The 15,465-nt window shown below is 58.3% G+C and carries 15 protein-coding genes; 9 read left to right on the top strand and 6 right to left on the bottom strand.

What is annotated here, in order from left to right; genetic code table 11:
* From FGL65_RS14100 to FGL65_RS14115, 4 genes are all read right to left on the bottom strand, one after another.
* Window positions 1-330, bottom strand: a complete 330-nt coding sequence (locus FGL65_RS14100) for a flagellar basal body rod C-terminal domain-containing protein (RefSeq protein ID WP_147821915.1) — start codon at window positions 328-330, stop codon at window positions 1-3.
* A 181-nt stretch (window positions 331-511) separates the two neighbouring features.
* Window positions 512-1,279, bottom strand: coding sequence for a GTP cyclohydrolase FolE2 (gene folE2, locus FGL65_RS14105; RefSeq protein WP_147821916.1), 768 nt, complete (start codon window positions 1,277-1,279; stop codon window positions 512-514).
* 25 nt (window positions 1,280-1,304) lie between these two features.
* Window positions 1,305-1,724, bottom strand: coding sequence for a nickel-responsive transcriptional regulator NikR (nikR, locus tag FGL65_RS14110; RefSeq protein ID WP_147821917.1), 420 nt, complete (start codon window positions 1,722-1,724; stop codon window positions 1,305-1,307).
* A gap of 16 nt (window positions 1,725-1,740) precedes the next feature.
* Window positions 1,741-2,424: a class I SAM-dependent methyltransferase gene (locus FGL65_RS14115; protein ID WP_147821918.1), complete on the bottom strand. Its 684-nt coding sequence runs from the start codon at window positions 2,422-2,424 to the stop codon at window positions 1,741-1,743.
* A gap of 305 nt (window positions 2,425-2,729) precedes the next feature.
* On the opposite strand from FGL65_RS14115, the gene gcvH reads away from it, so the two are divergent.
* From gcvH to lpdA, 4 genes are all read left to right on the top strand, one after another.
* Window positions 2,730-3,107, top strand: coding sequence for a glycine cleavage system protein GcvH (gene gcvH, locus FGL65_RS14120; protein ID WP_147821919.1), 378 nt, complete (start codon window positions 2,730-2,732; stop codon window positions 3,105-3,107).
* A gap of 72 nt (window positions 3,108-3,179) precedes the next feature.
* Window positions 3,180-4,514 carry an aminomethyl-transferring glycine dehydrogenase subunit GcvPA gene (gcvPA, locus tag FGL65_RS14125; protein ID WP_147821920.1) on the top strand — a complete coding sequence of 445 codons (1,335 nt, stop codon included), beginning with the start codon at window positions 3,180-3,182 and terminating at the stop codon, window positions 4,512-4,514.
* Window positions 4,511-5,959, top strand: coding sequence for an aminomethyl-transferring glycine dehydrogenase subunit GcvPB (gcvPB, locus tag FGL65_RS14130; RefSeq protein ID WP_147821921.1), 1,449 nt, complete (start codon window positions 4,511-4,513; stop codon window positions 5,957-5,959). The genes gcvPA and gcvPB overlap by 4 nt, the downstream gene beginning before the upstream one ends.
* Window positions 5,956-7,311, top strand: coding sequence for a dihydrolipoyl dehydrogenase (lpdA, locus tag FGL65_RS14135; RefSeq protein WP_147821922.1), 1,356 nt, complete (start codon window positions 5,956-5,958; stop codon window positions 7,309-7,311). The genes gcvPB and lpdA overlap by 4 nt, the downstream gene beginning before the upstream one ends.
* Window positions 7,312-7,357: 46 nt before the next feature.
* On the opposite strand, the gene FGL65_RS14140 is transcribed toward lpdA, so the two are convergent.
* Both FGL65_RS14140 and FGL65_RS14145 read right to left on the bottom strand, forming a co-directional pair.
* Window positions 7,358-8,518 (bottom strand): DUF3800 domain-containing protein, encoded by a 1,161-nt coding sequence (locus FGL65_RS14140; RefSeq protein WP_147821923.1) that lies wholly within the window; start codon window positions 8,516-8,518, stop codon window positions 7,358-7,360.
* Between the two features lie 189 nt (window positions 8,519-8,707).
* A complete protein-coding gene (locus FGL65_RS14145; protein WP_147821924.1) occupies window positions 8,708-9,634 on the bottom strand; it encodes a hypothetical protein in 927 nt (308 codons plus the stop codon).
* 181 nt (window positions 9,635-9,815) lie between these two features.
* Between FGL65_RS14145 and FGL65_RS14150 the strand changes: the two genes are divergently transcribed.
* From FGL65_RS14150 to FGL65_RS14170, 5 genes are all read left to right on the top strand, one after another.
* A complete protein-coding gene (locus FGL65_RS14150) occupies window positions 9,816-10,916 on the top strand; it encodes a radical SAM protein (RefSeq protein WP_147821925.1) in 1,101 nt (366 codons plus the stop codon).
* A 662-nt stretch (window positions 10,917-11,578) separates the two neighbouring features.
* Window positions 11,579-12,136, top strand: a complete 558-nt coding sequence (locus FGL65_RS14155) for a 4Fe-4S dicluster domain-containing protein (protein ID WP_147821926.1) — start codon at window positions 11,579-11,581, stop codon at window positions 12,134-12,136.
* On the top strand, window positions 12,136-13,029 hold the full coding sequence (locus tag FGL65_RS14160; protein WP_147821927.1) for a CoB--CoM heterodisulfide reductase iron-sulfur subunit B family protein: 894 nt from the start codon (window positions 12,136-12,138) through the stop codon (window positions 13,027-13,029). Before FGL65_RS14155 ends, FGL65_RS14160 begins: the two co-directional genes overlap by 1 nt.
* Before the next feature lie 18 nt (window positions 13,030-13,047).
* Complete coding sequence (locus FGL65_RS14165; RefSeq protein WP_147821928.1) at window positions 13,048-15,009, top strand: CoB--CoM heterodisulfide reductase iron-sulfur subunit A family protein; 1,962 nt, start codon at window positions 13,048-13,050, stop codon at window positions 15,007-15,009.
* Complete coding sequence (locus FGL65_RS14170; RefSeq protein WP_147821929.1) at window positions 14,997-15,461, top strand: hydrogenase iron-sulfur subunit; 465 nt, start codon at window positions 14,997-14,999, stop codon at window positions 15,459-15,461. The genes FGL65_RS14165 and FGL65_RS14170 overlap by 13 nt, the downstream gene beginning before the upstream one ends.
* Window positions 15,462-15,465 lie beyond the last annotated feature (4 nt).

Genomic DNA, 15,465 nt, shown 5'->3' on the forward strand with positions numbered 1-15,465 from the left:
TTAAACCATCATATTCAACAAATACCCGGTCATCTCGTCATTGGCCCTGACGACCGAGGCGTTGGCCGCATAGGCGTTTTCGGTGGTCATCATGGAGACCATCTCGCGTCCCAGGTCCACGTTGCTGGTCTCGCGGCCTTCGAAGACCGCGCCCGGCGAGGTGTCCCTGGTCAGGGACGCAACACGCACCCCCTGGTCCGAAGGGCCGGATTCCAGGTTGGCGCGGGAGGCCTGAAAACCATCGGTGTTCACGTTGGCGATGTTGTTGGCCGCCACCTGATGCACCGAGGCATGGGCGCTCAAAGCCGAAAGATTCACATCCATACTCATACAGTCAACATACGCCCTTCCATCTGGATGCGCAAGTCCACCCGCCACACACGGTCCCTGGCGCTTCAAAAATGCGCGAGTGCAAGGCGCAAGAAAAAATCAGCCCCGGAGCGTATCAAGAATACGCGAGGAGCTGACTTTTGCGCGGCAACACCGCAGGCGTGCGTTTTTCAAGCGTCGGCTATTCACTTTCTATGCAGGCAAAGGCCGAATGATTGTGAATGGACTCGTAGCTCTCCACTTCGACCCGATACCAGGTGATCTGCGGATGCTCGGCGAGGCCGCGCGCGGCCTCGCGCACCACGTCCTCCACAAAGCACGGATTGGCAAAGGCCGCTTCCGTGACGTACTTCTCGTCCTCGCGCTTGAGCAGGGAATAGACCCGGCAGGACCCGGCCGACTCCGCGATCTCGATGATATCCTCCAGCCAGACGAACCCATCGAACCGGCAGCGGATGCGCACCACGGCCCGCTGGCTGTGCGCGCCCTCGTCGCTGATGGCCTTGGAGCACGGGCATACGGTCATGACCGGCACGTCCGCGCCCAGGGTGAAGATCAGCTTGCCGTCGCGCAGCTCCCCTTCCACCTGGCACTTGTAATCCATGAGCCCGCCCGCCTTGCTTGCGGGGGAAACCTGGCGCAGGAAATAGGGGAACACGAACCGGCAATGGGCGCTGCGGGCCTCGAGGCGGTCCGCGATATCGGCCAGGAGCTTCTTGAAGGACGCGTAGTCCAGCTCCTCGGCCCACCCTTCCAGGGCCTCCACGAACCGGCTCATGTGCGTGCCCTTGAAGTGGGCGGGCAGATCCACGGAGAGGTCCACCTTGGCCACGGTGTGTTGGCGGCCCTTTTCGCGGTGGCGGACAATGATGGGCAGCCGGATATCCTTGACCCCCACCCTGTCGATGGGCAGGGAGACCCCGGGCTGTCCGCTCTGAACGTCTTCCATATTCTTCTTTGTATCTGTCATTATCTTAGATCAGATCCCTGCCCGTGGTGGTCAGGGAGAGGTTGCCGTGCTTGACGCCCTTGGTGGATATGAGTTTCTGGCCGAGCTTCTTGATCTGCTCCGCCTCGCCTTTGAGAACAATGACCTCCAGGCAGTTGTGATGATCCAGATGGATATGCAGCGTGGTCTGGATAGCGTCGTGGTGATCGTGCTGAATTTCGGTCAGGCGCTGGGCCAGGCCGCTCTGGTGGTGGTCATAAACCAGGGTCAGGGTGCCCGCCAGCTCACCGGAGGCATCCTCCCACTCCTTCTGGACCAGGGTGTTGCGAATCAGATCGCGAATGGCCTCGGAACGGGTCTGGTAGCTGCGTTCCCTGCACAGGCTGTCGAATTTTTCCAGCAGGTCGGAATCCAGGGACACGCCAAATCGGATCGTCTTGCCCATGAGTTTCTCCTGATATTTATAGAGTTATTTCCCAGAGATTAACGGTTGCATTCTGCCCGCAAAGGGCGACCTTTTCCGTCGTTATCTTGTTTGTATGGAACCCGTCGGCCTCAAGCTCTTCCCATACGGGCCGGGACACGGTGCGCACGGGTTCGCCGATCCAGATCTTCCCGCCTTCCGCAAGGGAGGACCGGAACAGAAGCTTGAGGGGCTCGAAAAACCGCTTTTCATAAAGCACATCACCACCCCAGATGAAATCGAAACAATGATCCCTGAAAGCGGGACGCCGCCAATCCATGACCGTCCACAGGGGCTGGCGCACCTTGTTGACCCGCCCGTTGTGCAGGGCGAAACGAACGGCGGGCCATTCGTAGTCGAAGGCCACCACTTCCGCGCCCAGGTCCGAGGCGATCATGCCGGTCAGCCCCAGGCCGCAGCCCAGGTCCAGGCAACGCCTGCCGCGAAGGACTTCGGCGTTGCGCACCAGCCAGCGGCCGAGCAGCACGCTGGCGGGCCAGAGCTCCACCCAGTAGGGCAGCCGCTCGTCATCGCCCATGGAGGCCTCGTCCATGGCTTCCCACAGAGCCTCCAGGTCGCTGGCGCGATCCAGGCGCCAGGTACGGCCCTCGACCTCCACGCTGACCCGGTGCCCGGGCTCATCCACAAGGCCGGAAGTTTTTTTTCTCGTTTCAAGATCCATGATGGTCGAATATATTACCCAGTGTAGTAGCATTGTCAAACCCAATGGTAACACTTTTTGCAAATCTTTTACATCTCCGAGAGTTGAATAGCGCGCGCATTTTCGGACATGTCCCCTTTTTTCGATCCTTAGGAACCGAAGTCTCTCCTTGCTTGTCATTTTTTTGACAGCTAGCAAACAAAATTGCGAAAAATAATGCCGCAAAGAGGAAAGCGTCATTATTTTTACAGTTTCCAAGACCATGATTCGGTGGTAGTGACAGCCCTGTCTAAGATAGTAATACCAACAACTCAGGAGGTTGTAACATGGTTCCTGCAGATTTGAAATATTCCAAGTCCCACGAGTGGGTTCGCATCGAAGGCGACATCGCGACCGTGGGCATCACCGACTTCGCACAGGGCCAGCTGGGCGACCTGACCTTCGTGGAGCTGCCCGAAGTGGGTGACACATTCGAACAGGGCGCTGAATTCGGTTCCGTGGAATCCGTGAAGGCCGCCAGCGAAGTGTACTGCCCGGTGGGCGGCGAGGTCGTCGAGATCAACGAAGCGCTCGAAGACGCCCCCGAGAAGGTCAACGAATCCCCGTTCGAAGAGGGATGGCTGATCAAGCTCAAGATTTCGGGCGAGCCCGAAGGGCTGCTCGACGCCGACGGCTACCAGGCCCTCATCGAATCCGAAGCGTAGACGAACTTCCGGGCGGCTCTTGCGGGCCGCCCTTTTTCTTCCCTTCTCCGTTTACCCAAAAGAGGAAACGCAATGCCCTATGTTCCGCACACTCCGGACGAAGTCCGGGAAATGCTGGCCACCATCGGCGTCGGCTCAGTGGAAGATCTCTTTGCCGAAATCACCGAGGACATGCGGCCGCAAAGTTTCGACGTCCCCGAAGGCCTGAGCGAAATGGAAGTGCTTGCCAAGCTGGAAGGCATGGCGGCAAAGAACGCCACGGACCGCATCAGCTTCCTGGGCGCAGGCTTCTATGATCATTATATACCTGCAGCCGTGGACGCGCTGACCATGCGCGGCGAATTCTACACGGCCTACACCCCCTACCAGCCCGAGGCCAGCCAGGGCACCCTGCAGGCCATCTTCGAATACCAGACATCGGTCACCAGGCTGCTGGACATGGACTGCTCCAACGCCTCGGTCTACGACGGCGGCACCGCGCTCTACGAGGCGCTGATGATGGCCGTGCGCAAGACCAAGCGCCGCAAGGTGGTGGTCAGCGAAGCCCTGAACCCCATCTACCGGGTCATGCTCGCCTCCTACACCTCGAACCTGAACATCGAACTCGTCACCGTGCCGCACAAGAACGGCAAAACCGACATCGAGGGCATCAAGGCGGCCCTGGACGACACCACCGCTGCGGTCATGGTCCAGAACCCGAACTTCTTCGGCTCCATCAACGACTTCACCGATCTGTTCGCCGCCGCCCATGAAAAAAAGGCTGTGGGCATCATCTCCTGCTACCCGGTGCTCCAGACCCTGCTCAAGACCCCGGGCCAGATGGGCGCGGACATTGCCGTGGCCGAAGGCCAGAGCCTGGGCCTGCCCCTTTCCTTCGGCGGCCCGTACCTGGGCATCATGACCTGCACCCAGAACATGGTCCGCCAGATCCCCGGCCGCATCGTGGGCCGCACCCAGGACAAGGAAGGCCGCACCGGCTACGTGCTGACCCTGCAGGCGCGCGAACAGCACATCCGCCGCCAAAAGGCCACTTCCAACATCTGCTCCAACCAGTCGCTCTGCGCCCTGCGCGCCTTGGTGCACATGTGCGCCCTGGGCGAAATGGGCCTCAAGCGGGCGGCGCGTCTCTCCGTGGAGCGGGCGCACCTGTGCGCGGAAAAACTCACGGCCATCGACGGCGTGGAAATGCTCACGGACGGCCCCTTCGGCAACGAATTCGCCGTGACCCTGCCGGTGAACGCCTTTGAAATCATCACCAGGCTCACGGAACGCGGCTATGTGCCGGGCTTCCCGCTGGGACGCTACTACGAGGGACTGGAAAACGGCCTGCTGGTGGCCTGCACCGAAAAGACCAGCGAGGAACAGATCGGCATCCTGACCGAGATGATCAAGGGGGCGCTGCGATGAAAACCATATTCGAACAATCCGTGGCCGGACGCGAAGGCTGCTGGCCCTGCGACGGCAAGGCGGAAGAGACCTATATTCCCAAGGAACTGCTGCGCGACGGCGAGATAGGCCTGCCCTCCGCGGGCGAGCTGGACGTGGTGCGCCACTTCACCAAGCTCTCCCAGCGCAACTTCGGCGTGGACGGCAACTTCTATCCGCTCGGCTCCTGCACCATGAAGTACAACCCCAAGTTCACCGAGGTGGTGGCCGCCATGCCCGGGTTCACCCGGCTGCATCCGGTGCTGCCCCAGCTCCAGGGCGCGGGGGGCCTGTGCCAGGGCGCGCTGGAGGTCATGCATGAGACCGAACGCCTGCTCTGCGAGATCACGGGCATGCACGCCTACACCCTGCATCCCATGGCGGGTGCGCACGGCGAGCTCACCGGCGTGATGCTCATGGCCGCCTACCACAAGGACAAGGGCAACAAGAAAACCAAGATCATCGTTCCCGACTCGGCCCATGGCACCAACCCTGCCTCGGCAGCCATCGCCGGCTACGAGGTGGTTTCCATCGAGTCCCGCGACGGCATCGTGGACCCGGAAGCCCTGCGCGCGGTGCTGGACGACCAGGTGGCGGGCATGATGATGACCTGTCCCAACACCCTGGGCCTGTTTGAAAAGAACCTGCCCGAGATCGTGAGGATGCTGCGCGAAGTGGACGCCCTGCTCTACTACGACGGCGCCAACCTCAACGCCATCATGGGCAAGATGCGCGTGGGCGACGCGGGCTTCGACATCGTGCACCTCAACCTGCACAAGACCTTTGCCACCCCGCACGGCGGCGGCGGTCCCGGCTCCGGCCCGGTGGGCGTTTCCAAGCGAGTGGAGCCCTACCTGCCCATCTCCCGGGTGCAGAAACTCGAGGACGGCCAGTTCTTCCTGGATTACGACTATCCCAAGTCCATCGGCTACGTGGCCCCGTTCTACGGCAACTTCGGCGTGTACCTGAAGGCCTACGCCTACATCCTGCGCCTGGGCGGCGCCGGCCTGACCCGCGCCACGGAAAACGCGGTGCTGAGCGCCAACTACATGCGCAAGCGCCTCGAAGACCATTTCGAGATCCCCTACAACCGCACCTGCATGCACGAGTTCGTGGCCAGCGCGGTGCGCCAGGCCGAAAAGGGCGTCCACGCCCTGGACGTTGCCAAGGCGCTGCTGGACATGGGCCACCACGCCCCCACGATCTACTTCCCGCTCATCGTCAAGGAGTGCATCATGGTCGAGCCCACGGAAACCGAGAACAAGGCCACCCTTGACTGCTTCGTGGACGACCTCATCGCCATCGCCGAAATGACCGACACCGATCCGGAGACCCTGCAACGGGCCCCGGTGACGCTTCCGGTGACCAGGCTGGACGAAACCCTTGCCGCACGCGGCATGGTGCTCACAGAGGACATGGGCAAATGACGTACGACATCGTTGTCATCGGCGCGGGACCGGGCGGCTACGACGCCGCCTGCGAAGCCGCCGAAGCCGGGCTCAAGACCGCTTTGGTGGAAAAGGCCGACCTGGGCGGCACCTGCCTGAACAGGGGGTGTATCCCCACCAAGGTCATCCTCGGCGCAACCGCCGCCGTGGAGGAGCTGGCCGCGCAGGCCAAGATGAAAATCGCCTCCGGCCACATCGACATCGACTTCCCGGCCCTGCAGGACCGCAAGGACAAGCTTGTCGGCGGCACGCGCAAGGCCATGGCCCAGAAGCTCAAGACCCTGGGCGTGGATCTCTATCCCGGCTCGGCCATGATCGCGGCCCCGGGCATCGTCAAGGTGGCCGGCGAGGAACTGGCCTCCCTGGAATACAGGCACCTGATCATTGCCACCGGGTCCAGGCCCATCTTCTTCCCGGGCCTGGAGCCCGAGGGCGAGGCGGTCATGGACTCCAACGGCTTCCTGGCCCTGGAAAAGATGCCCGAATCCCTCATCGTCATCGGCGCGGGCTTCATCGGCCTGGAAATGGCCCAGGCCGCGCACCGGCTCGGCGCCAAGATCCATGTCATCGACGCCATGGACCGGGTGGCCCCGGCCGAGGATCCGGAGGTTTCCAAGGCGCTCCAGTCCATTTTCAAACGCTGGAAATGGGACATGCGCCTGGGCGTGCGCGTCGAATCCGTGAAGACCGAAAACGGCCGCGCCGTGCTCACCCTTGAGGGCGGCGAAGTCATCGAGGCGGAAAAGGCCCTTGTGGCCGTCGGCCGCGGCCCGGTCACCGAAGGGTTGGAAGCCGAAAAGGCGGGCGTGAAGCTGGAGCGCGGCTTCATCCAGGTGGACGAAAACCTGCAGGCCGCCCCCAACGTCTATGCCGTCGGCGACGTCAACGGCATCATCCAGCTGGCCCACGCCGCCAGCCACCAGGCCGCCTACGTGGTGAAATGCATCGCGGGCAGGGTGGACGGTCCCTACCAGTCCGGGCCGGTGCCGTCCGTGCTCTACGGATCGCCCGAGGCCATGCGTGTGGGCGTCATGCCTTCGGAGCTCTCGGAAGCGGGCAGGCCCGTGCGGATCTCCAAGTTCCCGCTGGCGGGCAACCCCATGGCCCAGGCCCACGCATCCACCCAGGGTTTCGTGAAGGTTGTCTGGTCCGGGGATACCGTGGTGGGCGTCACGGCCGTGGGCTTCGACGTCTCCCGGCTGACAACTCCCGCCACCATGATCGTGCAGGAAGGCTGGACCGTGGACGACATCCACAAGACCATCTTCCCGCACCCGTCCCTTGACGAGGCGCTGCTCGGCGCGCTCAAGGCCGAACGCTCCGAAGTGTAATAAGACCTAATAAGAGGGGGAGGGATTATGTCCCTCCCCCTCATTCTCACACTTCTTCACTTGATATATACCTTTTTAGATGCGGAAAAAGATCTTCTTGAACGACATCAAACGTATTATTGCTTGCCAGTAGCACATCATCTCTAGCGATTTTTAACCGTTTAAGATATGGAACCACAATATTCTCAACAGTCTTAACAAACTCTATAAGATCGTACCTTGAATTTGGGATCTTATACCCTTTCGAATTACTGGCAATTATCACTCCAACATCTCTCAATTCAGCGATAACACTGGACATCAATTTTCGTTTTGTTATCTCTGGAAATCCTATCGATGATAAATGTTCAATAATCATGTCAGAGTATATATAACTGTGCTCAGAGCTAGTTTTGTAATTATCAAGCAAGTAAACCAACGTTTCAACCTTTAGCCGCGTATCATCGTCACTGTTGTCAGAATAATTATTAATATAATTAAGAGCCTTACCAAGACATAAATCACTAATTATTTGATCTGTAAATTGATCCCCATCAAGTTTTGATATATCTAAAGGATCAAAGCATTGCGGCGGCCAAGAGTAAGTATAAATTCTCTTATTTCTTAAAAAATCAAGTATCCTTTTATCTTCTTTCCCCTCAAATACTCTTAAATATGTCCCAGAGATAATATCTGCCATCTGGACGCATTGACTATCTTTACTATCTACATAATTGAATTTTAAATTTTGAATTAAATTATTTTCAAAATTTCGCTTTAAATATTTTTCAAATCCATTCATAAACTCTTTGTAACCATGTTTATCTGAATTTATTTCAACGCTGGCCAAAGGTTTACAAATCTGTTTATACAAACAGCCATTAATGTACTTATAAAATGATTTCTTGAACCTTAACCCAGAATCCATAAAAATCTTGCTCTTATCAACCACAACAGAACAATAACTAAAGTTAAACTTAGCGATACTTTTAAGGATATCTTCTCTTCTTCTTGTATTTTTCCCTATTCGTGAAGATTTAAGCTCAGCTCCACCAAAATATTTTTCAGAAAGTTCCCTTATTGTATTCTCAGAATCTTCAACATCCTCTTCCTTAAAAATAGCAGCAGTCAAAACATAATAATTACTGACACCTGATTTGCCGATTTCGATACTGGTATCTCCAGCTTCATCCACAAAGACACACCTCTTCTCCCAGTAGCTAACCATTTACACCTCCAAATGAAGGCAATCATAATTCGTCGATCAACTAAAGACAATTACATTCCTATATACGCACTCTATACTCATTTTATAAATCTCCAGCCCCTCAAAAAAAAAGAGGGAAACCTTTTAAAAAGGTTTCCCTCTCGCGCTCTCCTTTCCAAAATTTTCTGGCGACGGCTATGCCGTTCCCAACTACACCGCCTTTTCCCTCAAACGCCCACAGGCGTCGTAATTCCTGGCGTTCATGACAAATTCACGCACCCGGTCGAGGGGGTAGTTATAGAACATGAATTCCTTGAGCCTGTTGAAGCAATAATGGTGCACGATGGCGTCCTGCACCACATAGCCCTTCATGCCGTGCTCGTTCATGACCCGGTTCATCATGGATTCGTCGAAACACTTTTCCTGGTCCAGAAACCAGGCCTCATTGAGCGGCAGGGGATGGTATTTCTCGGCCAGACGGTCGTCAAAGCACACGCAGTTGATACTGATATGCGCCTTGGGTCCGGAGAACTCGAAAACAGGATCATCAAGCCCACTCACGAACCGTTCGATGAGATTGTCGTTGAGCACGCTGTCCCAGATCACATCATGCAACTTCTCATTGCTCCCGATATGTCCGGCCCTGACCAGGGCGTCTCCCATGGTGGAGCCGTACCGCTGCATCATAAACGGGATAAGCGGCTGGATTCCCATGGTATTGATGGGCACCAGCGGCGCAACAAAGGCCACGTCCTTTTCATGGCGCGTGGCCGCATATTGCTCCATGACCTTCTCGAGCCAGCCGGGGGTGAAGAACATGTCGTCATCGGTCTTGATGATCGGATGCCCCCAGTGCTCCTCCACAATGGAATTGATGAACAGGGGAACGCAGGGATGGTGCCCCACCGGGCTGCAATGCAGAATCTGGGCGTTGGGATTCCTGCGGGCAAAATTGTCGCAGATCAACTTGCGGTCCGGCCCCACGTGGTTGCAGCAGATATACACGGCCTTGAACCTGGAAAGATTCGTGTGTTGCTCCAAGGTCCTGAGGCTAAGTAGAAAGACATCCACCGGGTGGGCCGGGGAGGTCAGCATCATGAAGACGGGTCGTTTATCGGGCTTGCTTGCCGGGGCCATGCACACACTCCTATGTATGAAAAACCACAGGGTCGAAGAATTGACGATTCCTTTCAGTTGGCAAAGACGTTTGCAACCCGTGTGCCACGCTTTGCAGGCGCAGAAGGCATAACCTGGCAGGCGGCACGCATCGTGCATTGGTCGCCCGGCAAGAAGATTTTTCACGCACAAGGAGCATCCCATGCCAAGCCTGGAAGAAATAAAACGGGTAAACAGCATCACCAACAAGATGATGGCCACCCAATCCACCGGCCAGGTCATGAGCTACCCTGAACAGATAACGCTCATGCCCCTGCAGGTCTGCAACTATAAATGCATCATGTGCAATGAATGGAAGGCCAGGGAAAAACCGGAAATGTCACCGGAGCTGCTGGAAAAGATCCGGCACGTGCTTCCCTTTGTGCGCACCCTGTTCATCACGGGCGGGGAACCCCTCATGTACCGGCATCTGGAAAGCCTGCTGTCCATGGGCAGCGAAGCCGGCTGCGACCTGTGGATGGTCAGCAACGGCGCGCTGCTCGACGAAAGACGGCGGGACATGCTCATGACCCACGGCCTGAAACGGCTCAAAATAAGCCTGGATGCCGCAAAGAACAGCACCTACAAGGCCATTCGCGGCGGAAATTTCTTCAAAGTCATAAGAAACATAGCCCAGCTTTACCAGACCAAGGTGGAACGGGGACTGGAATTTCCCGAGGTACAGCTCGGATTCGTGGCCATGCGCAAGAACATCGCGGAACTTCCCCGGCTGGTGGTCATGGCTTCGGAACTCGGTGTGAAAAACATCTATGTCAGCTACATGGGTGTCCAGAACGAGGAGTCCATTCCCGAATCCCTCTATTTCTATCAGGACATGAGCGACGAATACATGCAGGCCGCAACCGAAGCGGCCATGCGGCACGGCGTTCTGCTGGAATTGCCGCCGCTCTTTTCCGCAGAGCCCTCCCCCGAACATGTCTTCGACCGAAGCAGCGAGCTCTGTCACGAGCCCTGGCGCAACCTGTTCATCCGCCCGGACGGGCGATGCAACCTCTGCTGCGGCGGCGGAGGCGGTTGCGGCAACCTCAATGAAACGTCCTTCAAAGAGATGTGGAACCATCCGGCGCGGGTTCACGCCCGGGAAAAGGTCAACACCGACACCCCTCCCAAGCTCTGCCTGTCCTGCAAGACCGTCAAGCAGACCCCGCAGGACATCGGCACCCATTTCAACAACAAGCGTCTTCGCGAGGCCGCCCTGGAATGGGGAGAAAAAACCGGCCTGCTTCCCAAAAACGCGGCATAAGTCCGAAAAACAGGAAGGCGAACCAAGCGGTTCGCCTTTTTCATGCCCACAAACTATTTCCAAATCTTAAACGCTTATTCAGAGAAACACATTTTTCTTGTAACATCAGAAGATAAAGCCAATAAAAGACCCTCAACCCCACCGTGAATTGCGCCTTTTCCGGTCTTTTTTTGGCAAAAGAAACTTTCCCCCTAGCTGTACCCCCTTGCTTTTCTTCAAAACCGGGATATATTGCTCAGTAAATTATTGAGGGTCGCCTTGGAACATTCCGGGGAACACAGTACAAGGGGCCCCGAGTCATGGCGTGGCAGCAATGCCCACGCTTTATTTCGCACGTATACGTTTGAGATAAATTTCACAATCTTAGGGGCGTGAAAATATCGTCAAAACACCCGGAACCGAGAGAGGAAAGGTGGGAAACCGCTGCCGCCAAGGGATTTCATGATGTTGAAAATCTCACTTGATACTATGGACAGGTAAGTGTATGACTCTTACCGTCCGTATGATATATACGGGCGATTTCCTGCACCCCAAGCAGGAGATCTCCGCCGGAGAGACATTGTTTTCTGAGGCTGAAGCATCCCCCAATATCTCTATCCACTGTGCCCATGGCACGCCAAACGTCCAAAAGGCTCCCCTAGGGGAGACCGTTGGGAATTGATATGCAAACAGTCAATCTCACCGACACCGTCGACAGAACATTCATGGAAAAGGTGATGGAAGAAAGCGGACAGGTCCTGTCGCAGTGCTACCAGTGCGGCAACTGTACCGCGAGCTGTCCGTACACCTTTGGCTTCGACATTCCCGTCAGCAGGGTGATGCGGCTCGTACAGACCGGCCAGAAGAAGGCCGTGCTCGAAAGCTCCTCCATCTGGCTCTGTGCTTCCTGCACCTCCTGCACAACCCGCTGTCCGAACAACATCGACGTGGCCTGCGTCATGGATGTTCTGCGGCACATCGCCCGCCGCGAGGGCTTCGTCAAGGAACGCCGGGTCAAGGCATTCTTCGATTCCTTCCTGGATTCGGTGCGCAAGCACGGCCGCGTGTTCGAAATCGGCCTCATGGTCGATTACGTCTGCAAGACCGGTCGTTTCTGGACCGACATGGACCTGGGCCCCAAGATGCTGCCCAAAGGAAAAATGTCGCTGAGGCCTCACGATATCAAGGGCAAGGACGCCATCGCCCGCATTTTCAAGCGTTTTGAAGAGGAGAACAAATAATGAGCAAGCTCTCCTATGCATACTATCCGGGCTGTTCGGGCCAGGGTACTTCCATGGAATACGAAGCATCCACTCGCGGCCTGTGCGAGGCGCTGGACATCGAACTCAAGGAAATCCCGGACTGGAGCTGTTGCGGTTCCACTCCGGCTCACGCCTGCGACCACGTTCTTTCGGCCGCCCTTTCCGGGCGCAACCTGGCCCTGGCCGCCGACATGGGGGAAGACTGCGTGCTCACCCCCTGCCCCAGCTGCCTGACCAACCTGAAGAACGCGGGCCGGCACATCGCCCACAGCGATGATTTCAAGGCTAAGGTCAACAAGCTCCTGGACGAGCCCATCAACGAAGTGCCGGACGTCAAGTCCGTGCTGCAGATCCTCTTTGAAGACCTGGGCCCCGAGGGACTCAAGGACAAGATCCTCAAGCCCCTCAAGGGACTCAAGGTGGTCACCTACTACGGCTGCATCCTGACCCGTCCCCCCAAACTCATGGAGTTCGACAGCGAAGAGAACCCCATCAGCATGGACGAGCTCATGAAGGCCGCCGGCGCCGAAGTGCTGCCCTTCCCGCTCAAGACCGAGTGTTGCGGCGCATCCCACGGCGTGGCCCGCAAGGACCTGGTAATGAAGCTTTCCGGCAAGCTGCTGGACATGGCCGCACAGCTCGGCGCGGACGCCGTGGTCACGGCCTGCCCCCTGTGCCAGATGAACCTGGACCTCAGGCAGGGCCAGGTGAACCAGGCCAACAAGACCAGCTACAAGCTGCCGGTCTTCTACTACACCCAGCTCCTCGGCTGGGCCATGGGCCTGCCCCAGGCGCAACTCGGCCTGGATAAGCTGTGCGTGGACCCCATGCCCGCACTGAACGGCATCGCCAAGAAAGAGGACGCGGCATAAAACCGCGGGAGTCACACAATGAAAATCGGAGTTTTTGTCTGCCACTGCGGCAGCAACATTGAAGGCACGGTGGATACCAAGACGGTTGCCGAGGCTGCTCTCGACTTCCCCGAGGTGAGCTTTGCCACCGATACCATGTACGCCTGTTCCGAGCCGGGACAGGACGGCATCATCGAGGCCATCAAGGAACACAGGCTCGACGGCGTGGTGGTCGCATCCTGCACCCCGCGCATGCACGAGCCCACCTTCCGCAAGACCCTGGAACGCGCGGGCCTGAACCCCTACATGTTCGAAATGGCCAACATCCGCGAGCACGTCTCCTGGATCGGCAAGGACCGCGAGGCCAACACCAACAAGGCCACGGACCTGGTGCGCATCGCGGTTGAAAAGCTGCGCCGCAACCGCCCGCTCACTCCCAAGGAGTTCGACATCAACCGCCGCGTGCTGGTCATCGGCGGGGGCGTCGCGGGCATCCAGGCGGCACTGGACTGTGCCGAGGCCGGCCTCGAGGTGATCATGGTGGAGCGCGAATCCACCATCGGCGGCAAGATGGCCAAGCTGGACAAGACATTCCCCACCGTGGACTGTTCGAGCTGTATTCTCGGCCCCCGCATGGTCGAGATCGCCCAGCACCCGAACATCACCCTCTATGCCTACTCGGAAGTGGAAAGCACCTCCGGCTACGTGGGCAACTTCGAGGTCCAGGTCCGGAAAAAGGCCACCTACGTGGACTGGAACAAGTGCACCGGCTGCGGCGAATGCGTGGAAAAATGCCCCAGCCGCAAGGCCCCGGACGCCTTCAACGAATACCTGGCCCCGGGACGGGCCATCAACATCCCGTTCCCGCAGGCCATTCCCAAAAAGGCCTATATCCAGGCCGACCACTGCATCAAGCTGACCAAGGACAAGTGCGGCAACTGCGCCAAGATCTGTCCTTCCGGCGCCATCGACTTCACCCAGAAGGACGAGATCATCACCGAGCAGGTGGGGGGCATCATCGCCGCCACCGGGTATGACCTGTTCGACTGGACCGTCTACGAGGAATACGGCGGAGGCCGCTATCCCGACGTGGTCACCTCCCTGCAGTACGAACGCATGCTCTCGGCCTCCGGTCCCACCGGCGGGCACGTCAAGCGTCCGTCCGACGGCAAGGAGCCCCAGAAGGTGGTCTTCATCCAGTGCGTGGGCTCCCGCGACAAGTCCGTGGGACGTCCCTACTGCTCGGGCTTCTGCTGCATGTACACGGCCAAGCAGGCCATCCTGACCAAGGACCACATGCCGAACTCCGAGTCCTATGTCTTCTACATGGACATCCGTTCCCCGGGCAAACTCTACGACGAGTTCACCCGCCGGGCCATGGAGGAATACGGCGCGCAGTACATCCGCGGCCGCGTGGCCATGGTCTACCCGGATGGAGAAGGCCAGCTCATCGTTCGCGGCGCGGACACGCTCATGGGCACCCAGGTGGAGGTCAAGGCTGACCTCGTGGTCCTGGCCGTGGGTGTGGAATCGGCCAAGAACTCCCCGCAGCTGGCCGAGAAGCTGCGCATCTCCTACGATGCCTACGGCTTCTTCATGGAAGGCCATCCCAAGCTCAAGCCCGTGGAGACCAACACCGCCGGCGTGTACCTGGCCGGCGCCTGCCAGGGCCCCAAGGACATTCCCGCGTCCGTGGGCCAGGGAAGCGCCGCCGCCGCCAAGATCATCGGCCTGTTCTCCAAGGAAAAACTGAAAAGCGACCCGCAGACCGCACAGGTGGAGCTCAAGCGCTGCATCGGTTGCGGCAAATGCGCCCAGACCTGCCCCTTCGGCGCCATCAAGCAGACCGAATTCCGGGGCGAAATCAAGGCCGAGGTTCTCGAAACCGTGTGCCAGGGCTGCGGTCTCTGCGCTGCCACCTGCCCCCAGGGCGCGGTGCAGCTCAAGCACTTCACCGACAACCAGATTCTCGCGGAGGTTGACGCCTTATGCCGGTTCTAGAAGGACGCGAACTGAGAATCGTAGGATTCCTTTGCAACTGGTGCTCTTACGGGGGCGCCGACACCGCCGGGGTCGCCCGGTTCGAACAACCCACGGACCTGCGCGTCATCCGCGTCCCATGCTCGGGTCGCATCGACCCGCTCTTTGTGGCCAAGGCGTTCATGAACGGGGCTGACGGCGTGCTGGTTTCCGGCTGCCACCCCCGCGACTGTCACTACGCGGAAGGCAACTTCTACGCGCGCCGCAGGCTGGAAGTGTTCAAAAACGTCATCTCCGTGCTCGGCATCGAGCCGGAGCGGTTCGAATACACCTGGGTCTCGGCCTCGGAAGGCCAGCGCTGGCAGGAAGTGGTGACCAAGTTCACCAAGCAGGTCCACGCGCTGGGTCCCATGGTCTCTGTTCCGGAAGTCTCCCTGGACAGGCTGGCCGCACTCGAACCGGCACAGTCCTAAGGAG

The sequence above is a fragment of the Salidesulfovibrio onnuriiensis genome (assembly GCF_008001235.1).
GTDB classification, from domain to species: domain Bacteria; phylum Desulfobacterota; class Desulfovibrionia; order Desulfovibrionales; family Desulfovibrionaceae; genus Pseudodesulfovibrio; species Pseudodesulfovibrio onnuriiensis.